The sequence below is a fragment of the Heyndrickxia sp. FSL W8-0496 genome, from assembly GCF_038007825.1.
Taxonomy (GTDB): domain Bacteria; phylum Bacillota; class Bacilli; order Bacillales; family Bacillaceae_C; genus Heyndrickxia; species Heyndrickxia oleronia.
On the sequence record NZ_JBBOXX010000001.1, the window covers coordinates 656,076 to 678,888 of the forward strand.

General features: G+C 35.9%; 16 protein-coding genes. 7 read left to right on the forward strand and 9 right to left on the reverse strand.

Annotated elements, in window-relative coordinates:
- Nucleotides 1-482 precede the first annotated feature (482 nt).
- A complete protein-coding gene (locus NST63_RS03585) occupies nt 483-827 on the reverse strand; it encodes a hypothetical protein (protein ID WP_341041281.1) in 345 nt (114 codons plus the stop codon).
- A 550-nt stretch (nt 828-1,377) separates the two neighbouring features.
- Between NST63_RS03585 and NST63_RS03590 the strand changes: the two genes are divergently transcribed.
- Together NST63_RS03590 and NST63_RS03595 are read left to right on the forward strand one after the other, a co-directional pair.
- Complete coding sequence (locus NST63_RS03590) at nt 1,378-2,802, forward strand: glycosyltransferase family 2 protein (RefSeq protein ID WP_341041282.1); 1,425 nt, start codon at nt 1,378-1,380, stop codon at nt 2,800-2,802.
- A gap of 26 nt (nt 2,803-2,828) precedes the next feature.
- Nucleotides 2,829-5,033: a bifunctional glycosyltransferase/CDP-glycerol:glycerophosphate glycerophosphotransferase gene (locus NST63_RS03595; RefSeq protein ID WP_341041283.1), complete on the forward strand. Its 2,205-nt coding sequence runs from the start codon at nt 2,829-2,831 to the stop codon at nt 5,031-5,033.
- 247 nt (nt 5,034-5,280) lie between these two features.
- Here NST63_RS03595 and NST63_RS03600 read toward each other — a convergent pair whose 3' ends face one another.
- The gene (locus NST63_RS03600; RefSeq protein ID WP_341041284.1) at nt 5,281-6,156 is read right to left on the reverse strand and encodes a LysR family transcriptional regulator; all 876 of its coding nucleotides are present in this window, start codon (nt 6,154-6,156) and stop codon (nt 5,281-5,283) included.
- Nucleotides 6,157-6,275: 119 nt separating this feature from the next.
- Here NST63_RS03600 and NST63_RS03605 point away from each other — a divergent pair, with 119 nt between their 5' ends.
- From NST63_RS03605 to NST63_RS03615, 3 genes are read left to right on the forward strand one after another with little or no spacing between them, the layout of a single operon-like run.
- Nucleotides 6,276-7,562, forward strand: coding sequence for an NCS2 family permease (locus NST63_RS03605; RefSeq protein WP_341041285.1), 1,287 nt, complete (start codon nt 6,276-6,278; stop codon nt 7,560-7,562).
- Nucleotides 7,563-7,600: 38 nt separating this feature from the next.
- On the forward strand, nt 7,601-8,125 hold the full coding sequence (hpt, locus tag NST63_RS03610; protein WP_341041286.1) for a hypoxanthine phosphoribosyltransferase: 525 nt from the start codon (nt 7,601-7,603) through the stop codon (nt 8,123-8,125).
- Between the two features lie 52 nt (nt 8,126-8,177).
- On the forward strand, nt 8,178-8,441 hold the full coding sequence (locus NST63_RS03615) for a hypothetical protein (protein ID WP_341041287.1): 264 nt from the start codon (nt 8,178-8,180) through the stop codon (nt 8,439-8,441).
- A gap of 161 nt (nt 8,442-8,602) precedes the next feature.
- On the opposite strand, the gene NST63_RS03620 is transcribed toward NST63_RS03615, so the two are convergent.
- From NST63_RS03620 to NST63_RS03650, 7 genes are all read right to left on the reverse strand, one after another.
- On the reverse strand, nt 8,603-10,234 hold the full coding sequence (locus tag NST63_RS03620; protein WP_341041288.1) for an amidohydrolase: 1,632 nt from the start codon (nt 10,232-10,234) through the stop codon (nt 8,603-8,605).
- A 20-nt stretch (nt 10,235-10,254) separates the two neighbouring features.
- On the reverse strand, nt 10,255-11,622 hold the full coding sequence (locus tag NST63_RS03625) for an APC family permease (protein ID WP_341041289.1): 1,368 nt from the start codon (nt 11,620-11,622) through the stop codon (nt 10,255-10,257).
- A 73-nt stretch (nt 11,623-11,695) separates the two neighbouring features.
- A complete protein-coding gene (locus tag NST63_RS03630) occupies nt 11,696-13,312 on the reverse strand; it encodes an amidohydrolase (RefSeq protein WP_341041290.1) in 1,617 nt (538 codons plus the stop codon).
- Nucleotides 13,313-13,417: 105 nt separating this feature from the next.
- The gene (locus NST63_RS03635) at nt 13,418-14,755 is read right to left on the reverse strand and encodes an APC family permease (RefSeq protein WP_341041292.1); all 1,338 of its coding nucleotides are present in this window, start codon (nt 14,753-14,755) and stop codon (nt 13,418-13,420) included.
- A gap of 195 nt (nt 14,756-14,950) precedes the next feature.
- Nucleotides 14,951-16,429, reverse strand: a complete 1,479-nt coding sequence (locus NST63_RS03640; protein WP_445663901.1) for an aldehyde dehydrogenase family protein — start codon at nt 16,427-16,429, stop codon at nt 14,951-14,953.
- 464 nt (nt 16,430-16,893) lie between these two features.
- Nucleotides 16,894-18,279 (reverse strand): aminotransferase family protein, encoded by a 1,386-nt coding sequence (locus tag NST63_RS03645; RefSeq protein WP_216384325.1) that lies wholly within the window; start codon nt 18,277-18,279, stop codon nt 16,894-16,896.
- An 84-nt stretch (nt 18,280-18,363) separates the two neighbouring features.
- Nucleotides 18,364-19,602, reverse strand: a complete 1,239-nt coding sequence (locus NST63_RS03650; protein ID WP_341041294.1) for a M20 family metallo-hydrolase — start codon at nt 19,600-19,602, stop codon at nt 18,364-18,366.
- Between the two features lie 185 nt (nt 19,603-19,787).
- On the opposite strand from NST63_RS03650, the gene NST63_RS03655 reads away from it, so the two are divergent.
- A complete protein-coding gene (locus tag NST63_RS03655) occupies nt 19,788-21,176 on the forward strand; it encodes a sigma-54 interaction domain-containing protein (protein ID WP_341041295.1) in 1,389 nt (462 codons plus the stop codon).
- A gap of 193 nt (nt 21,177-21,369) precedes the next feature.
- Nucleotides 21,370-22,467 (forward strand): agmatine deiminase, encoded by a 1,098-nt coding sequence (gene aguA / locus NST63_RS03660; RefSeq protein ID WP_341041296.1) that lies wholly within the window; start codon nt 21,370-21,372, stop codon nt 22,465-22,467.
- The last annotated feature ends 346 nt before the right edge of the window (nt 22,468-22,813 follow it).

Here is a 22,813-nt window from a genome sequence, read left to right on the forward strand (position 1 = left end):
AACCAGAGGCAATGCCTGTCACTCAGTGAAATATGTAGTAAGACTGGTAGACAAAAAGATGAAAAAGCACTGTAGAGTACAAATAGTAATTTAACTATGTATAAATAATTGTTTAATGGTTCATAATTTCCTACATTGCTTAAGAGTAACTTTACATGAAAATTCGGGCAAGATAGTCTTGTTAGGTAGAGTTCAAATATTGGGTTATTGGTACTATAATCACACCCGTTTAGCTCCATGTCAAGTTAATAGCTTTAACATCACTTCAACTTTTTTTCTTAAAACCACTTTTGTAAATCTTTAAACAATCAGAAATGTCCACTCCTAGCAACATCATGCCTTCTATTATAAGTTGTTAAGAAGTGGGCATTTCATTTTAAAATTTTATTAGAGTTTTCTCAAAGTTAGCAAGCTATTATTTAAAATAACTAGATATAAAATAATAAAGAATAGGGCTCCTTAATAAGTTGTCCCACACATGCTTAAGCAGTGACATCATTAATTTTCTTTTTAGGTTTCATAAATAAAGCTAAACATCCTGCAATCATTAAAAAGATAAATGCAAAAGTAAAAAATAATCCATTAATGAAAAATCCATAAATTGAAAAAATAATTAATAAAATACCACATATTTTTCTAACTGCAGGTTTTGGCGCCCAAGACAAAAAGCCTACAAAAATGGCCAAGATACTTAACCAAAATACTGCTGCCCCGTCATTAGCCATATCACTCTCTCCAAATATTGTTCCACCTGCAGTAACTAAAAATCCTGAAATTATTCCTGATATACCTCCAATGATACTAAGAACGGCAATCCAAATTTTCACTAGTTATCCCCCTATTTCGAGTGTTTGTGTTTTACATAAAATACAATATATGTATTTATTGTAGTGCTAATTTAACCCTCCTCTCTTTCTAGATATTTCTACATGAAACTCCATATTCCTCCTTAGAGTTAAAGGTATATACGACAATTTTATTCTTGATAGTTAAAAAATGAACTATTTTTTCGTTCGTTGGGAGAAAACACAAGACAGAATTAATCAAAAGGATGTTCAAACAAAAATAATTCATATGGAAAGAGAATGGAAACAATTAAGATCCCTTTCCTTTTATAGATATCAGGTTTCGACTGTCATCATTGTCCCCCTTTCAGTTTGAACCAAAAGCAATAGCAAAAAGGAAATATGACCAATTAATTCCCTCTCAATTTTATGATAATTAGATAATTTTTGTAATATTTATGGGTTGATTTAACTGTTTCCTTTAAGTATATGAATTTGGTTAATAATTATTACGTTTTTATACAAAATTCGACAATTTGTTATGTTATTATAGATAAGATTTTTTTATACTAGAATAAGAGGGGGGAGAAATTTGGGGAGTTTTGCAATCATCATGCCTGTTTTTAATAAAATGGATTATCTCAATCAGGCAATTGATAGTGTGATCAATCAAACATTAGATTTTCGAGAACATATAGAATTGATTATTATTAATGATGGAAGTACAGATAATAGTTCACTTATTTGTAAACAATACAAAGAAAGATATCCTAATCATATTAAATATGTAGAAACAAACAATAACGGACCTGGTGCTGCTAGAAATTTAGGATGTAAAATGGTGTCGGAACATTCAGATTATATCGGATTTTTAGATGCAGATGACACGTTGGAGCTGAATGCTCTCGAAAAGGTCGATCATTTTTTTAGTGAATATCCTGTAGATTTGGCAATTTTACCAATTAAGTATGTTGATTCAAAAGGTGTTATAAAAGACCATGCACTCAATTATCGCTTTCGTAAAGGTGATCGAATCATTAACATTTTTGAAGAGTACTCTGCTATTCATTATTATGCAGGCGGAGTTTTTATAAAAAAGAAATTATACGAAAACAATCAATTCAGTTTTGTTACATCTATTTCTTATTGGGAAGATGCCTTGTCTTTCAATCAATATTTAATAGAAAATAACGATTATGGGGTCGTAACAGACACTGCCTATTATTATAGAAGAGAAAATAACGGACATTCATTAGTAGATGAATCATGGGGGAATATGGCTAGGTTTAACTTGTTAGACAACGGCTATAAGAAGCTGATCAATTTGTCACTGGCTAAGTTTGGGACGGTCATACCATATATTCAGTATTTATTGGTGTATCATATTAAGCTATATCTATATAAGAAAAACTCAAAAATATTTATGAATTCCTTAAAGGAGGAAGAAAGAAAAAGATTCATCGTATCCTTCATCAATATCATCAGGTATGTGGATGATCATATCATTCTTGAGCAAAAGATGAATCATTACTTTAAAGAATTTTTAATATCTCTAAAAAGAAATGGATGGCCTTTAAAGAGAGTAAGTATTTCTAACAATCATCATTCCGATAAAATAATTATCAAAAAGAAAAGCTATGTAGGGTTGGGGATAAAAATAGAGGGTTACTATAGTTCCGAATTCGATAGTCTGACAGAAAATGATTGTATCTATATAAAAATAGGAAAAAAATTAAAGAAATGCCCTAAGAGCGAGATTAAAAAAGATATAAAAATATGGGGAGTTACCGTTAGAGACTTTAAACATGCGGGGTTTGAAATATTCTTGCCTCTACATCGTCTCAACATTGAATTTTACTTGTCTAAAAATGGTCTTATACATAAATTGAATGAATTTAATTATTACGTAAGAGTGATGAATAAATTAACAGGTTTGTTCAAACGAAATAAAAAAGAAATAAAATATGGTCAAAAAGTAAAGAACTATGATGAAGAATCGATCATGTTTACTAAATAGAGTTCTAGAAGTGAGGGTTTATATTAATGTATGATATTTCGGTGATTATTCCGACATATAATTCTGAAGATTTAATAGCTGACGCATTGGATTCAATCAATCATCAAACCTTTAATGGGAAAATAGAAATTATTTGTGTGGACGATTGTTCTGAAGATAATACTGTAGACGTGATAAAAGGATATCAAAGTAAAGAAAATATTATTATTAAGATTTTACAACAACCCAAAAATCAAAGACAAGGAGCTGCACGAAATAGAGGGGTACAAGAGGCTAGAGGGGAATATATATTCTTTTTAGATAGTGATGATGTGCTCGATGAAAATACGTTGGAGGTTATGTACCGAAAGGCAAAGTTAAGAGATTGTGATTTTGTACTCTGTGATTGGACGTATCTCTATAGTGATAGAGGAGAAGTATATGTTAATAATGATCTATTCCTAATTGAAGAATGGTTAGAGATGGATCAATGTGAAATGCTATTTCAAGCAGAATCGTATTTTACCGTTAATAAATTATACAAAAAGGACTTTTTGGAAAAAAATCATATTCGTTATGGAGAAGGCTATATTTATGAAGATCTGGAGTTTTATATAAATGTAGTTCAGAGTGCCAATATGATTGGTATCGTCAGTAATCCATTCTATAAAGTTAGGATTAATCCTAGCTCTACTACTAAAACAAACTACCATACTACCGTGCATATGAATGATTATCTTACAGCCGTTTCCAGGTCATTAACTATTTTTAGCCCAAGACATGAAGAGTCTTTTTATATGGTTTATAAGTATCTTTTTTATAGAGCGCAGCTATATTCAGAAAAACGGATACCAAAAAAATACCGAAAACAAATGGTGAAAAGTACAGTTGAACTATTAAATAACCGAAATAAAACCTATTATATCCCTGAGAAGATTGTCTTATTTAATCAGCTATACTTTCATAATAAATTGATTATCAATAATAAAATTAAGACGATTATGTTAGTAAGGAAATTACAGAAAAAGGGAAAATTAAATCGTTATTATAAACTGTATCGTAGCTTAAAAAACATGATTGATATCCATTTTTATATAAACAAATTGAAGGAAAGTAAATTAAATAAAAAAAGACGATTATATCATCTAGAAAAAATAAAAAAGAAATATCAGTCGTCTCCCGTTCAAAGCAATACGGTGCTATTTTTAGGTTTTGATTATCGGTATACGGGTAATTCTAAATACTTTTTTGATTATTTAAAGGAAAGATATCCGGAATTGAAAATTAATTATGTTACGAAAGATGAAGCGGTACCTCTAGAATACCGAATCAAACCGAAGAGTGCAGAATTTTGGAAAGCTCTTGGCGAGGCAAAAGTCTTTATAACTGAAAGCTGGACCCCCTTAGCATTTTATAAAAAGGAAGGCGCTTTATGGCTTCAGCTTTGGCATGGAACTCCCTATAAAAAGCTGTTTTTTGATAGTCATGAAAAGTTTGTTTCTAAATATAATCGGAACCATAAGAGAAACAAGAAAAAAGATGTGGCGAAATGGGATTATCTTTTATCCGATTCGGAAGGCGGAAAAAATAAATTTAAGAGTGCCTTTTCCATTTCTAGTGATAAAATCATTAACTTGGGCTATCCAAGGGTACAATGGCTTAAGGACAACGACCATAATCAAATACTAAAGGAAGAAATAAAACAAAAATTACAAATCTCCCATGGGAAAAAGGTTATTTTATATGCACCAACATGGAGGGACTATAATTTTAAAAATAAATACCCAGATTTTAATTACTTGATTAATCTTAGAAAATTAGCGGCTAAAATTGGGAATGAATATGTCGTGATTGCTAAATTGCACTCAATGGAAAAGCAAAATTTAGCGATTGATAATGTAATTATCCCTTCCGGAGATATTGAAACCCAAGAATTATTATTAATCACGGATTGTCTCATTAGCGATTTTTCTTCAATTATCTTTGATGTTTTACCGATTAATCGGAATATACTCCTTTATATAAATGACGAAGAAAAATATAGAGATGCCAGAGGAGCGTATGAGGATTTAGAAGAATTATTATATCCATTTACGTTTAATCATATTGAAGAAATTATTGAGCAAATTAAAAACAAAGAAAGTCTAACAACCCATCCGAACTATAGTAAACTAAAGGAAACCTATGCAAATATGCATGCATGGGATAGTAATAAAAAGCTTGCAGACGTGATCATTAATTATATGAAGTAATGAAATCATAGATATTAAATATTCTTACCACTTGTCCTGATATATACATTTATTAAATCTTAATTCTATATAAATATTGATCGCCTATTCTTTGGTTTTTATCGAAGAATAGGCTTTTAATTTTCCAGAAGTGCTGAGCCAGTAGGGGGGCGCTGGATCATGAGCAGTAAACCGATTCTAATATTCGATGACAGTGGGGGGCCCCCGCTGGTATTCGCTAGAATCGGTTTTTAATCTCTTGGCGTATTCATTTTGAAAGTCTATAGTATTCCTTTATTAGTTCTATTAGGTTTTTGGCAGGTGTAGAGACATAATGATTTTCAAGCCAAATGACTCCTAATGATGACATCAAATCAGCGTTATTGATCGGGATTGAGTAGAGGATTTTGTCCTGATAGAGATCTAAAACCGATTTTGGAACAATCGTTGCCCCTATTCCCCCATTAACTAATTCCATTAATGTATGCATATCGGAGCACTCAGCTATTTTGTTTAGTTGGAGGTTTTGCCTTGTAAATGCTTGAAGAATCGTACTATATATACCCAAACCCTCTGTACTTGGAACGATCAGAGGGGTATGGGAAATCTCCTCTAATGAAATCGTGTGTATTTCCTTATTGGTTACGAAAAAAAATGGCTCGTTTATTAGATGATGGTAAGTCAATCCACGATGCTCCAGTGGAAGGCGAACAAAGGCAATTTCAATGGCCCTCGTTTTTATCATTTCTGATAAATAAAATGAGTCATTTTGAACAATTTTTATTGAAACAAAGGGATACTTTTTGTGGAAGGATTGGAGCACCTCTGAAAAACCTGATAGTGATAGGGTGTTAATCCCAACAGCAATGACACCTCTTTTTCCTTCCTCTGTTTCCTGTAATTCATTTTTTATTTCTTCTACACTGTTTACCAAATGTAAGGCTCTTTGGTAGAGTACATTGCCTTTATCTGTTAATTCCATACTCTTACCACTTCGTTCAAACAATTTAACACCAAGCTCATTTTCCATTTGTTTTAACAGCATGCTTAGAGGTGGCTGAGACATATGTAGCCTAGTGGCAGCCGCTGTTATATTTTTTTCCTCAGCGATGGCTATAAAATAACGCAATTGTTTAATGTCCATTGATTTCTCCTGCTATATAAAAAGTATATGGTTTCTATATAAATTATATATTTTTCGAATAGTTAAGTCCATGTTATGATTACTTTCATGTTCATTTGATTTTTAGGATGGTGATTTATATGGAGCGTTTCTTTAAATTTCAGCAATATAATACGACGATTGGAAAAGAAATTTCCGCTGGTTTAATTTCATATATAACAGTGGCCTATATCATTATAGTTAATGCGACGATTTTAGCTGTTGCAGGAATCCCGATGGAGGCAGGTATCATTGCAACTATTTTAACCAGTTTTATTGGCTGTTTAATCATGGGGATCTGGGGCAATACCCCGCTGCTAATTATTCCTGGAATGGGTCTTAATGCGATGTTTACCTATACAATTGTTCAATCTGGGGGCTTTTCCTGGCAGGAAGCGTTGGCAATGGTTTTAGTTTCTGGACTGATTTTTGTTATTATTGCCTTCACACCGTTGGCGAACGTGATTACTTCTGCTATTCCTAATTCCTTAAAGGAAGCCATTACAATTGGAATTGGAATTCTGTTGATTTTAATCGGCTTTGAAAATGCGGGCATTATTACAAGTGCTGATCACACGCTTCTTGCCATTGGAGATTTAAGTAGTCCGACCGTAATAGCGACATTTATTGGGTTAATTATTACAATTTTATTATTTATAAAAAATGTACCGGGGAACTTATTATTAAGCATCATCATTACTTCATTTCTATCCATTTGGCTAGGAGGGGCTACTTTTGAGGGAGGGTCCTTTTCTATGCCAAATTTCCATGAATACCTTGGGGTGTTTGGTCAAATATCTTGGAGCCAAGCAGGAAATATTATTTTTTGGCTAACATCACTTTCTTTTGCGATGGTCATTGTGTTTGAAAATATCGGATTGATCCATGGGCATAGTAAAATGCTAAACCGACCTGAAAGCAGCAAGAAATCTCTCCAGGCTACGGCTGTTTCCGTTCTTACTTCTGGAATTTTTGGTACGAGCCCCACTGTAGCATCAGTGGAGGCTGCTGCGGGAATTACTGCTGGTGGGAGAACAGGGTTAACGAGCATTGTTACTGGATTGATGTTTCTTATTTCTATCCTGTTTATCCCAGTGATTAAAATCGTTCCGTCTAGTGCGGTTTCGCCCATTTTAATATTAATAGGGCTTCTAATGCTGCAAAATATTGTTCATATCTCAATGGAAGACTTAACAGAGAGCTTTCCCGCACTTTTAATTATTGTATTAATTCCATTAACTTATAGCATTGCAGATGGGATGGCAGTCGGCTTTATTCTATATCCACTAATAAAGCTCTTAATGGGGAAAGGGAAGGAAATTCACCCTGCATTATATATGATTGCCATTCTGTTTATGAGTAATTTTGTTATTCAGTACGTATTTTAAGTGAAACTCAAAAAAAATTACGAGGAAGGTAAAAAACGATGAAAAAACATATTTTGTATAGTAAAGAACAAATAGATGAGAAAGTAAAAGAACTAGGATCAACGATATCGAGTGACTACCAAAATGAAGATAAAAATCTCCTTATTATCTCGTTATTAAAAGGAAGTTTTATTTTCACAGCGGACCTTGTTCGCCAAATAACCGTTCCTGTTAGAATTGAATTTATGCAAACTTCAAGTTACGGATTTGGAAAAGAAAGTACTGGAAAAGTAGATATTGTTTCTGGTTTGAAGGTGGATATTTCCGATTATGATGTCTTAATCGTAGATGATATATTGGATTCAGGAAATACGATGAAAACAGTCTATGATTTTCTAAAGAAAAGAAACCCGAAAAGTATTAAGACGTGTACATTCCTCGATAAACCCTCACGCAGACAAGTTGATATTGAAGTAGATTATAAAGGCTTTGTCATAGAAGATAGATTTATAGCAGGCTATGGGCTAAACTATGGCCATCATGACCGGAATATACCTTATATTTTTGAAGTGGTAGAAATTTAAAGGGACAGGGGGCGGTTCCGTTGTCCCACTTCATCTTGACTATGTGATTCTAATGATAGTTTATGAAGAAGCATTATTAGAAGGAGCACCTGATCAGCTTAAAGATTGGGATAAAATATATGTAACATTAGAAGACTCGTCCAGACTAGCAACAAATGGTCTTCCGATAAATGAAAATGGATATATTACTGATCATGAATTTAAATTTTTCGGAGATCAATTAGAAAAAAGAGGAATGAAAGTAGAGTATAAAATATCTAGAAGTTTCGGTGGGTCTTTTAGATGTAATAAACCTCTTTTAAGAAGTGATGGCTAAATATTATATCTTAAAAAATCAACTGTTCAATAAACGGGTGCGATTATTGAACAAAAAATAAAAGAGGTGGCGATGTACTGCACTCAAAAAGTTAAGAGTGAAATCTAACTTTCGGCGGGTACCTCAGTCACACCTCTTCTTGTTATTTTAACTTAGAAATTTTACTTTTCATTTAACTGCTGGTATTGATCAAAAACAACTTTTCCGTCGGAAATGGTTAGCTGTACTTTAGTATCGGGTATCTCTTCAACAGGGATTTCAAAGAGATTTCGTTCTAATACAACGATGTCTGCAAGCTTACCTACTTCCAGAGTACCTAGTTCATGCTCTCTAAATGTACTGTAAGCAGATCCAACCGTATAGGCTTTCAATGCATCGGCAAGTGAGATTCGTTCGTGTGGATGCCATACCTTTTCTCCACTGCTGTCGATTCTCGATACTGCACGATAGATTTGTAGAAGTGGATTCAGGACATCAATGGGAAAGTCGGTTCCAAATGCTAACCTTGCACCGGATTTTTGCAATGTATGTATCGGGAAGACATATTTTTCACGTTCGTTTCCAATTCGATCTGTATACACACCTCGTTCGGACATTGCAAAATGATCTGGCTGCATGGAAGCCGTAACGTCTAGCTCCTTGAAGCGACCGATATCATCAGGATGAATCACTTCTACATGCTCTACTGAATGACGTGCATCTCGCTTGCCATTCACCTTTTGTGCTTCTTCATAAGCATCTAAAGCAAGACGAATCGCGCCATCCCCAATCGCATGAAAACGAATGCTGAATCCCTCATTATCTGCATCAACAACCCATTTTTTTATCGTTTCAGAAGGGAAGGACGTCTCACCACGTGTATCGGGTTTATCCGCATATGGTTCTAGTAAATAGGCAGTGCGAGCGGTAATAACGCCATCGATAAACTGTTTTAGTCCTGATACTCGAAGCTTATCCGAATAATATGTATCTCTCAATCGTTTGACATATTCAAGATTGCCATTTAAAGCAGGCCATAAATGAACCCGCGTTGTTAATTCCCCTTTGTCTTCAAATTCTTTGAAAACATCATAATCATTAAGTATTTCTAATGATTCCGTTGCAAATAAGTCATGGACTGCAGTTACTCCTAAGCTAGCAGCATGATTAAGGAATTTTGCGAATAGTTCTCTCTTTTCTTCTTTTGTAAAATCATAGGCATGACGAATAACTAACCCCATCGCTTTTTCGTATAAAATGCCATCCGGTTCCCCATGTTCATCCTTACTGATCATTCCGTAAGAAGGGTTTTCTGTATCACGATTAATATTGGCAATTTCCAAGGCCTTCGTATTTACCCAGACATAATGACCTTCAGCGTGAAACATAAGCGCTGGACGATCGGGAAGAATACGATCCAATGAATAACGACTCGGTAATTTCTGTGTATCCCAATACCCTGCATCCCATGTTGAGCCAATTACCCATTGATCTTCTGGTCTTGACTCGGCAAATTTGCGAATGATTTCTAACGCCTCTTCTTCCGAGCGGGCAGGAAATAAATTGGCACTGTTCATCGCTACAGCCCCATCCATAATATGAAGATGGAAATCATGAAACCCCGGCATAATTAACTGATCATTAAATGGATAGTATTTCGTATTCTCGCCTATATAAGGTTTAATCTGCTCTTCAGATCCAATTGCAATGATGGTCTTGTCTTTTATTGCAATGGAAGCGGGCTCCGGTTGGTCAGACAGCCCAGTAAATACGGCATTACTTGAAACAATTATATCAGCTAGTTGTTGACTCATTATTAAACGATCCTCTCTTTTTATAGATTAGCTTCCTTATTACTGAGGTCTTCATCAAAACCAAGTTCAGGAGGTGGTTTTCTGAACATTTTTGTTAAGTTTAATAGATAGATAACCCCGATAAGAAGCCAAGTTCCTCCTAGTATTAGTGAATGTATGTCTAATTTTATCCAAAATAAACCAGTGAGTGAAGCTCCGATTAACGGAATAATAAGGTATCGAATCGTTCCGATAAAGGATCTCTGTTTATTTCGGAAAAAAAAGTGCGAGATAACCGACAGATTAACGAAAGTAAAAGCAAAAAGTGCTCCAAAATTTATAAGTGATACAGCTGTCGTTAGACTTAAGAAAAGGGCACTTAAAGCAATGGCTCCTATGATTATTATGTTGAAGACAGGTGTACGATATTTAGGTGAAAGATATCCAAATACTTTTGCAGGAAGTACACGTTCACGTCCCATGGCATACAAAATACGCGAAGCGCTTGCTCCGGATGCAATCGCTGAAGCAAAACTTGCCATGATCCCTTCTGCAAGAAAATAACTAATCAAAAAGTTGCCCCCAATATAAAATGCAATTTCCATATAAGCGGCCTCCGGGTCTTTAAATGATTGGAAATCGGGCCAGATTAGCTGTAAAAAATATGATCCAATAAGATAATATAATCCACCAATGATGGTAATAAGATAAATCGCCTTAGGAATCGTTTTTCGAGGATTTTTCGTTTCCTCTGAAAGAGTTGTAGCCGCATCAAAGCCTAAAAAGGAAAAGCATAAAATTGGAATCACGGACATGAAAGACGATAACTCTACATTTGAATCAATAAAAGGAAGAATAGAAAAAAGTGTTCCTGCTCCCTGACCATTTAAAAGTCCTTTAATTGAAAAAACAACGAACAACGTAAGTGTTCCGAACTGTAGGAATAGAAGTGCTGTATTAACCTTGGCTGCTATCTTTATTCCCAGTATATTAATAACAGTAACTATTAGGATAAAAAGAATGATCCAAATGTACATAGGAATGGAAGGGAAATAAGCCCTCATGGCTATCCCTAGTAATAAAGAACTAATCATTGGACTGAACATATAATCTAGTATAATTGTCCAACCAATGATAAACCCGATATGCGGACTAAGTGATTTTTGTGTAAATGTATAGGCCGCTCCCGCATTTGGATAGGCCTTCACCATTTGCGCATAGCTGTAGGCTGTAAATAACATAACGAATAGGGCGACAATATAAGCCGTTGAAATCATTCCGTTTGTACTATGAGCAGCTACTCCATATGTTGAAAACAAAGTTGTTGGAGCCATGAAGGCTAAACCGAAAAACACAACATGTTTTAATGAAAGGGAGCGCTTAAGAGTTGGTGAATTCGTATCTTTCATGTATCATTCCTCCATACCGAAAATTTTTATTATCTTTGATTCCACCCCCAGAAAGCGCAGCGCTATAATAGTATTATTTTGCCAATGCTCCAGTACGATCATAAACGAACTGACCATCCATAATCGTTAACTGTACTTTTACATTAGGAATTTCTTCTACAGGGACAGTAAAGAGATTTTTTTCTAATACAACGATATCGGCAAGCTTACCCGCTTCTAATGAACCTAGTTCATGTTCTCTAAATGTACTGTAAGCGGGATTGGTTGTATACGCTTTCAATGCTTCGCCAAGTGTAATACGTTCATGTGGATGCCATACCGTTTTTCCGCTGCTGTCGATTCTCGTTACTGCACGATAGACTTGTAGGAGCGGATTAAGGATATCAATTGGGAAATCAGTTCCAAATGCCAATCTCGCACCAGATTTTTGTAATGTATTAATCGGGAAGACATACTTTTCCCGTTCGTATCCAATTCGCTCTGTATAAACCCCACGTTCGGACATTGCAAAATGATCTGGTTGCATGGAAGCAGTAACGTCTAGCTCTTTAAAGCGATTAATATCGTCCGGATGAATCACTTCGATATGCTCAACCGAATGACGTGCGTCCCGCTTACCATTTTCCTTTTGTGCCTCCTCATAGGCATCTAAAGCAAGGCGAATGGCTCCATCTCCAATTGCATGAAAACGCACGCTAAATCCTTCTTTATCAGCATCAACGACCCATTTTTTGATCGTTTCGGGAGGGAAGGATGTCTCGCCACGTGTTTCGGGTTGGTCTGCATAAGGCTCGAGTAAAAAAGCAGTTCGAGGGGTAATAACGCCATCAATAAATTGTTTCAGTCCAGCCACACGAAGTTTATCTGATTGATAGGTAGCTCTCAATCGTTTGACATGTTCAAGATTGTCATCTAAAGCAGGCCATAAATGGATCCGCGTTGTTAATTGCTCTTTGTCTTCAAATTCTTTGAAAATATCAAAAGCTTCGATAGGCTTTAAAGCGTGTAAGTCATGTACAGCAGTTACTCCTAAACTAGCAGCGTGAGCGAGGAAATTCGCGAAAAGTTTCCTTTTTTGTTCTTTTGTAAAGTCATAGGCATAGCGGATAACTGCATCCATTGCTTTTTCATATAAAATACCATTAGGTTCCCCATCCTCATCTTTTCCGATAGCGCCATAAGGAGGGTTTTCTGTGTAACGATGAATATTGGCCATCTCTAATGCTTTTGTATTCACCCATGCATAATGACCTTCGGCGTGAAACATAAGTGCTGGGCGATTAGGAAGGATACGATCCAATGAATGGCGCGTCGGTAATTGTTGTGTATCCCAATAGCTAGCATCCCATGTAAATCCGATCACCCATTGATTTTCCAAATTTGATTGAGCGAATTCATGAATCATTTCTAGAGCTTCATCTTCTGATCGAGCTGTGAAAAGATTAACACTTCCCAGTGCTACGGCACCTTGCATAATATGAAGATGGAAATCATGAAAGCCAGGCATGATTAATTGGTCAGTAAATTGATAAATTTTCGTATGCGCATCTGCGTATTGTTCCATTTCTTCATTAGTACCAATAGCAATAATTTTATTGTCGGTAATCGCAATAGAAGCGGGGGAGGGGTGATCAGAAAGTCCTGTAAATACATTATTGCTTGAAATAATTAGGTCAGCCGATTGTTTCATTATCAATCATTCCTTTCATTTTCCTTACAACAATCATGCAAGTGGAGGAGCTTTTTGATGAGAAAAGAAGAAAAACGATTGTATTTTTCTTTCTCCACGGCAGCTTTACATTTCTTGTTCTTGAAAATCAATTTTTGGTGGCTCCTTTTTGAAAAATCCTTTAGATATAGCTAAGTAGATAATGCCAATAATTATCCAACTAATTCCAAGTGTAATTGCAATGATATTGAGACTGCTCCAAAGGTATAGGATAAAACCTAGACCGATAAGTGGGGCTATCAAATACCCTAGCGTAAAGCCGAGGGCCCACTGTTCTTTAGATTTAAAAAACAACACAATAACGCAAATATTTACGAAGGAAAACGCGGTAAACGCACCAACGTTAATTAAAGAAGTGGCTGTTTCTAAATCTAAGAAAATGGCTGTTAAAGCTAAAACTCCAATTAATAGAATATTGTATACTGGTGAGTTGAACCTTGGATGTAAATACCCAAAGAAACGTTGAGGTAATACCTTATCTCTACCCATTGCATACAACAAACGTGATGCACTCATTTGCGCTGCTAAACCAGAAGCAAATACGGAGAATAAAGCTCCCGCCGTGAAAATAGATAAAAATAGATTTCCGCCAATCATATATGCAATTTCTGGGGAAGCACCCTCGATATCCTTAAATGTAGATACATCTGGAAATAGGGATTGCATAAAGTAGGTGACCGTGAAGAAAAAGATTCCACCAAACGATGCAACTAGTATAATTCCCCTAGGGATGGTCTTTTTTGGTTGAATGGTTTCTTCAGAAAGTGTTGTAATTGCATCAAATCCGATAAAAGCTAGGGCAAGTAATGCTGCAGCAGTGAAAAGACTAGAAAATTCCTTCCCAGAAGGAAATAGATTTTTTAGAGTAACAAAGTGCTCTGGTCCTTGTGTAATAGAATGATAAGTTAGGAAAATAAAAATGATCCCAATTAGAACTTGAAAAACAACGAGTATCATATTTACCGATGCTGCTAGCTTTACACCGAAGATGTTTAAAATACTTATGATGATGATTAGTCCAACAATCCAAACCCACCCGGGAACTCCGGGTAATGCTGCGGATAGGTAAATATTTGCTAGTAAAGCATTAATCATAGGAAGGGCTAAGTAATCGATAAAGGAAACCCAGCCAACCATGATACCCACATATGGGTGTAGAAGATTTTTAGTATAAGAGTAAACAGACCCTGCAGCAGGATATCTTTTTACTAGTTTTCCATAGCTTAAAGCAGTAAAAAGAATGGCGGTAAATACGACTATGTATGCTGCAGGGACATGACCTGAGGAAATGTCGGATGCAATTCCAAAAGTATCAAATACAGCAAAAGGTGACATATAGGCAATCCCTATTGCAATAATATGAAATAAATTTAGCCTCCGTTTCAATCGATTCGTTTCATTCATAAGACCATTCCCATCTGTATGATTTGGAATTTTCAGATTTTATTGATTCTAGTAAGGTTGTATCAGATTTTTTGAATCGGTTTTCATAGATAAAGGTAAATCTACTATATTCGGTAGTGAAGAAAAGACGATGAAATTGATAAAAGATTACCTAACAATCCTTCTCGTATATATAGGATTGTTAGGGTTCGGTATTTATTCTAGATTAACCCAGACACTTTTAACTTCAGTATAATTGTCTAACGCATAGGACCCCATCTCGCGGCCGAATCCAGATTGTTTATAACCTCCAAAAGGAACGCCTGCATTCGTTAGATTGTAGCAATTCACCCAGACGGTTCCTGCTTTTAATTTTTTAGAAATGGTGTGGGCATTTTTTAGGTTTTCAGTCCAGAGACCAGCTGCCAATCCATAAGGACTTGCGTTTGCGCGCCTGACAACTTCATCTATGCTGCTATAGGGCATCGTTGCAACCACTGGTCCAAAGATTTCTTCTTTTGCAATTGACATATCATCTTTCACATTAGCAAATACTGTCGGGGTAACAAAGTAGCCTTTCTCGAGCTTTTCTCCTCCAACTAATAGGTTTGCACCTTCATTAATGCCTTTATTTATATAAGAGGTTACGATGTCTTGTTGTCTTTGGGAGATAAGGGGTCCCATTTCTGTTGTTTCATCAAGCCCATTGCCTAATTTAACTTTTTTCGCATAATCTACTAATCTATCGACAACTTCATCGTAAAGATGGTCGGGAATAAACACTCTAGAACCAGCGCAGCAAACTTGACCCTGGTTCACCATAATGCCAGAAAATACACCAGGAATAGCTTTATCTAGATTTGCATCAGGTAAAATGATATTTGGTGATTTTCCACCTAATTCTAAGGTCACGCGTTTCATCGTGTTTGCTGCTTCTTTCATGATTGCTTGGCCTACAGGAGTCGACCCAGTAAAGGCTATTTTATTCACCTTTGGATGTTTAACAAGAGCATTTCCGGCGATTTTCCCAAACCCATTAATAATGTTAACAACTCCTTTAGGGAATCCCGCTTCTTCTATGAGTTTTGCTAAATATAAAGCAGACAATGGTGTTTGTTCCGCTGGTTTTAATATAATTGTACAACCGGTTGCCAAGGCTGGTGCTATTTTCCATAGCGCCATTTGTATAGGGAAGTTCCATGGAATAATTTGTCCAACAACACCTACAGGTTCATGATGAGTATAGTTTAAGAAAGAATCGGAAATAGGGATGGTCTGACCCATCATTTTTGTAGCCCATCCAGCAAAATACCGAAGATTTTCAATTGCATTTGGTAAGTCACCATGGATCATCTCATTGATCGATTTCCCATTATCTAATGTATCTAGTTGAGCTAAAACATCAAAATCCCGTTCCATTAAATCGGCTAGTTTATACATTAGCTTTGATCGATCATAGGCGCTCATTTTTGACCAAGTTCCTTCTTCAAAAGCCTTTGATGCGGCTTCCACTGCTAGGTCAACATCTATTTCGCTCGCTTCATAAATTGTTGCCAGCACTTCACCTGTTGCCGGATTAATCGTATGAAACGTGTCTCCTTTGACAGATTCAACCTCTTTTCCATAAATAAATAATTTTTTTGGTCCTTTTAAAAATTCACTAACTTTTGGATGTAGTCTTACGGCATTATCTATCACAACGAACCTCCTACATTAAAAATTGTCTTCACTATTTTTCTATTAAAGTTTGGCTGTTTTCGTAAATTAATTGTTTTATTAATAAATAATAGACCGTTCCTTTCCGCTGCAGGAACCTGCTTTCCGCGGGGAGGAAGTCGAGCCTGTCTAGTTCCGGCGGCTATCGACTAGCGAACTTCCGGTCACCTCCCTACGATAAGTCATCATCGATTCACCCTTTGGGCTCATCGTGATTCCTTTATCTCAGTCGCTGCCCTCAAGGGGAAATTTGAACTTCAATTTCCATGGTCCGTACGTAGGATAAGCAAGCCGCCTCTACTTTTCTAACTCCTCGGCACTTACGCCTGTGGGGTCTCGAGCTTTCCTCTATATCCCGCAGGAGTCAGGTTCCTTCCGCTCCAATCCACTCTGCGTTTTTAATATTATTTAGTGCTTAATGAAACAATGTTTTAGTAAGGAGCCTAAAGTTTTTTTGAAAGTGCTGAAAGCGAGTCATCCACAATATGGATAATTTGTTCTAATTCGTTTTTCGTAATGATCAGAGGGGGAGCGATCGCGATAATATTCATTCCCGGTTCAAAATCAAATGGTCTGATTAGTAATCCTCTTTGATAACATTCATCGACAAGGGAAACAGACGCTTTTACTGATTCGTCAAATGGAATGTTTGCATCAGGATCTTTCATTAAATCAAAGCCTGCTAATAAACCCTTCACCCTTGATTTTGTAACGAATTCATATTTATCTTCTAAATAATGAAGTGCCTTTTCTAATTCGTTCCCCATTCGATGCGCATTTTCAACAAGACCATCCCGTTCTAATATTTCAATATTTTTCAAACCGACTGCACAAGCGGTTGGATGTCCACTATAGGTAAATCCATGTGCCAGCATCCCATCAAATTGTGTAATCGCATCCCTAATTTTTTCCCGCATGACTACACCACCAAGCTGGGCATACCCACTTGTAATCCCTTTAGCAATCGACATAAAGTCTGGAACAATATTCCAATGATCAACACCAAACATTTTTCCAGTACGGCCAAAACCGCAGATTACTTCGTCTGCAATGAGATGGATATCATTTTCATCACATAATTTTCTAATCGCTTGTAAGTATTCATCTGGTGGAATATGAACTCCGCCTGCACCTTGGATAGGCTCGACGATCACCGCCGCGATTTTGTCTTTTCCTTCTTTTTCGATAATGCTCCTAATACTGCCTTCATACTCCGGGTGACTCTTGTCACCAAGTTCACATTCCGTAACATGGGCCTTTGCATTTAAGATATCGGGGTCCATTGAACCAGAAAAATCACGATACACATCGATTCCTGTTGCTCTTTGTGCTGCTACAGTTACCCCGTGATATCCTCTTCTTAATGAAATAATTTTTCTCTTTTCCTTATAACCTTGTAATTGCCAATAAAATCTTGAAAGCTTGAATGCTGTGTCATTGGACTCTGAACCGCCAGAAGTAAAGAAAACGGTATTTAAGTCTCCGGGTGTTAAGGATGCTATTTTTTCGGCTAAGCGGACAGTTGGTTCATTAGCATATCCGTAGAAAGCGGAAGCATATGCAATATCGGTCATTTGCTTGTAAGAGGCGTCTGCCAACTCCTTATTACCATGTCCTAGATTGACATTCCAAAGCATAGATACACCATCAATATAGGTGTTTCCTTTCATGTCATAAAGATTGATCCCTTTACCACTCGTAAAAATAATTTTCGGACCAAATTCAACTTGAGCTTTTGGATTGGTAGATGGGTGAAGAAGATGTTTAACATCAAGCTTCGTTAATTCAGCAGCTAGAGATTCCTTTTGAACGATTTGATTTTGACTCATATCTATCACTCCTAAGTTAATTTTCAAATTTGATTTGTTATAGGGTAAAATGGTTGATCATTATAATAGTAGGCAACTAGAATTTCACTTCATATTGGCCAGCTTGTGAATGACATAAAGAAGGACATTTGCTCCTTTTTCGATATCGTCATCTAATGTAAGTTCTTGTTCATTATGACTAATTCCGTTGACACTTGGCAGGAAAATCATTCCTGTATCGGCGATTTTATTCATGTATTTTGCATCATGTCCAGGTCCGCTGAATAATTTTAAGGACGTGTAGCCTCTTTTATCAGCGCCTTCATTTATAGCTTCAATGACTGTTGGAGAGAATTCAACGGCATCTGAGTTCCAGTCTGTCGTAATCGTGACATCTACGTTGTTCATTAGTGCAATGGTGCTTAATTTCTCTTTCAATCTTTCGATAGCCTCTAATCTAATTTCGTTATCCTGGTGTCGTATATCAATCGTAAATTCTACTTCTCCAGGTATGACATTTGAAACATTGGGCTGAACATTTATCTTGCCTACCGTCGTTTTAAGCCCATCAATTTCTTTTGTTATCTCATTTACTATTGAAATCATTTTAGACGCAGGTACTAAAGCATCCCTTCGATTATCCATTGGTGTCGGTCCCGCGTGATTTGTCTCGCCAGTTACTTTAACGCTTAACCAACTCATGCCTTGAATTCCTTCTACAATGCCAATTGATTTATTTTGAGATGCTAAAATAGGACCCTGTTCTACATGGAGCTCGATGAAATACTTCACATTCTTTAAGCGATTTTTTTCATCCCCCATGTATTTAATCGTTTCTAAAGCATCTTTGTAAATAATATTTGCGCTATCCTTTGAGTTATAGATGAACTCCTTTGTAAATTCTCCTGTAATCCCACCGGAGCCTAACATGGGCGGTGCAAACCGAGCACCTTCTTCATTGGTGAAATTAATAATTTCAATGGGGTAAAGCGTTTCGATATTATTTTCATTTAAGACACGGATAACCTCTAAAGCTGATAAAACACCAAGAATTCCGTCATAACGCCCTCCACAAGGTTGGGTATCTAAGTGAGATCCCATAGCAACGACCGGACCATTATTGATTGTTCCTTTTCTTTTTCCGTAAATATTGCCAAAGTCATCTACACGAACTTCTAACTTTTCTTCACGGAGCCATTTGATAAAAATGTCTCGCATGGCTTTATCTTCTTCGGTTAAGGCTAAACGATTCAGTCCACCATTTTTAGAAGATCCAATCGAAGAGCTTATACTAAGTGATTCAAGTAAACGCTTTCTATTTACTTCTAGTAAGATTGAATTCATATGCTACCTCCTCATAATTATCTAATGCAAGATATGTGCCAAGAAAACGGATGAGGAAAAACAGCTTTATTTTAGACTTTTAGTCTGAAAATTAGTACTATATAAATAATTTAGAATCGAATTCGAATCTAAATTGAATCGAATTCGATTCAACTCAATCAATAACTTTCGCAAGGGGGATACAAGTGGGCAAAAAATTTTTTGAAGACCGCCATTTTTATCATATTTTTAACCAGTTGAAAGACGGGATATTTATAGCAGATCATAATGGAGTTGCATTATGGGTTAACGATACGAGTACAAAGCAACAAGGTGCACCAAGATCAGAAATAATAGGAAAAACGGTAACAGAGTTGGAGAATAACGGAATGTTTACTCCTTCAGTAACAAAAATTGTATTAGAGAAAAAGGAGACAGTAACAAAAGTACAAGTATCAAGAGGGAGACAATATTTAGCGACTGGATATTTGGTAAATATAAAGGAAGATAACACGGAATATGTACTTGTACATGTTAAAGATGTCACAGAGACAGTAAGGAACTCTCTTAAACTAGAACAGGCTGAAAATCTTCTACAAATCTATTGGGAACAACTTCAAGAAATAAAACGAAAACAAAATGTAGCTGACAGCCATCAATTTGTAATTGGTAAAAGCAAAAAGCATGAAGAAATGCTTGATTTAATTAACAGAGTCGCAACTGTGGACGCTACCATTTTATTAAACGGTGAAACGGGTGTGGGAAAAAGTATGATAGCGAGGGAAATTCATCAAAGAAGCAATCGACCAGAGAAGCCCTTTATCCAGATAAATTGCGGCGCAATCCCTGAATCATTGTTAGAATCTGAATTGTTTGGTTATAAAAAAGGAGCATTTACTGGTGCAAATAGCAGTGGAAAAGTTGGATTAGTTGAAAAGGCGAATGGGGGGACGCTTTTTCTTGATGAAATTGGAGAACTTCCGTTGACACTTCAACCAAAGCTTCTTCAATTAGTGCAAAGTAAATCTTTTATTCCTATCGGATCAACTGAAATAAAAAAAGTCGATATTCGAATCATAACAGCTACAAATCAAGATCTTTTACAAATGGTTAAGGAAAAACGCTTTCGTGAGGATTTATATTACCGCATAAATGTGGTTTCTATACAGATCCCCGCATTAAGGGAAAGAAAAGATGATATTCTACCCTTGGTTTATTACTATTTTGAGTTATTTAAAACGAAGTACGAGAAGACATTGGTTTTAAGTCAAGAATTACTTGATTACTTACAGAATTATAGTTGGCCAGGAAATATTCGTGAATTAGAAAATATGATAGAGAGGCTTGTTGTTACTGCAAAATCAAATGTTATTGAAAAAAGTGCTCTTTCAAATAAAGTAGTGGAGGAATATGAAAATAAAGATAGTACCAATTTTTATCTAAATGGGCAAAGCTTGCCGACCTATCTTGAGGAAATTGAAAAAAGGATCATAATCGAAGCTCAAAATAAACATAAATCGACACGGAAAATAGCCCAATCATTAGGGTTAACACAATCTTCATTAATGAGAAGAATGAAAAAGTACAGCATTTAATAAGAAAATCTGTATAAATAAAATGATGATTCGATTTCGGTTCGAAATGACCTTTAGCATTCTAAAAAATACATATCTAGCAATTGAAATGTAAAAAAAACTATTTAGAATCGTATTTTGAAACACTTTGAAAATATGGCATAAAATTTGCATGAAGTTAAATAGAGATTTCTTTTTAAAGGGGGAATTGGATATGGTTTTTACGATAAATAGCACACCAAAAAAAGATGGATTTAGGATGCCAGGAGAATTTGAAGAACATAAGGGGACGTGGATGCTCTGGCCAACCCGAACTGATACATGGAGGTCTGGTGCTAAGCCAGCTCAAAGAGTATATATTGAAGTCGCTAAGGCAATCTCTCAATTCGAACCAGTCACTATGTGTGTGAAAGCAGATCAATATGAAAACGCACGTGCTCTATTACCTCCTAATATACGTATTGTTGAAATTTCATCTAATGATGCATGGATGCGTGATATCGGTCCCACTTTTGTTAAAAATGATAAAGGGGAGGTTCGAGGTGTCGATTGGGGATTTAATGCTTGGGGAGGATTAGATGAAGGTTTATATTTTCCATGGGATCTAGACCTGCTTGTAAAGCAAAAAGTGATGGATATTGAGCAAATAAGTCGATATGATGCCACGGATATAATTATTGAGGGTGGAGCAATCACCGTGGACGGGGAAGGAACATTAATTACTACAGAACAATGTGTTTTAAATCCTAATCGAAATAGGAATCTATCAAAAAAGGAAATGGAAGAAAAACTAATAGAATATTTAAATGTAGAGAAAATAATCTGGTTAAAAGACGGTTTGGTTGGCGATGAAACAGATGGTCATGTGGATGAAGTTGTTTTTTTTGTTAGGCCAGGTGAGGTCGCAATGGGATGGACGGATGATCAAAATCACCCACAATACGAGGTACTTCAAGATGCATATAAACGATTGAGTGAGACTACAGATGCTAAAGGAAGAAAGCTGAAGATTAATAAAATCCAAATGCCTAAACAAATATCCCTAAGTGAAGCGGAAAGCATGGAAATTGATTACTCGAGGTTTAGTTACAACCGTTCACCTAACCTAACATTTATTTCAACCTATATAAATTGTTATTTATGTAATGGTGGTGTTGTATTACCTACGTTTAATGATCCTCAAGATGAACATGCGATTGCAGCTTTTCAAAAGATGTTCCCGGATCGAAAGATTGTAACGGTAAACACCCGTGAAATTTCTGTTGGTGGAGGAAATATTCATTGCATTACACAACAGCAGCCTTTAGGATGAACTTCACACCACTAACATCTTTAAAATGAGAACTTATTTTACTAACAATACTAATCTATATTTACCAAATGGAAGCGTTTTATTTGGTTTAATGAATGTAAAGACATCAGTTCCTTGTTATGCTCCCCCTATAGTAGACGCTTAAGGGGGATTTTTTATGGGGAAAATTAGACATCACCTTTAAGAAAAAGGCAGTAGATCTTATCAGATGAAGTGAGTATGTCCAGAAAAAGTAACTGTCGGGACAATGCTTGTATGGAAAATTTCTTTAGCTTAGAAAAGCTGATGAAATAAATGTATTTGTTCCTATCAATCATCAACTTTTCCAAAAAAAAATTAAATAACC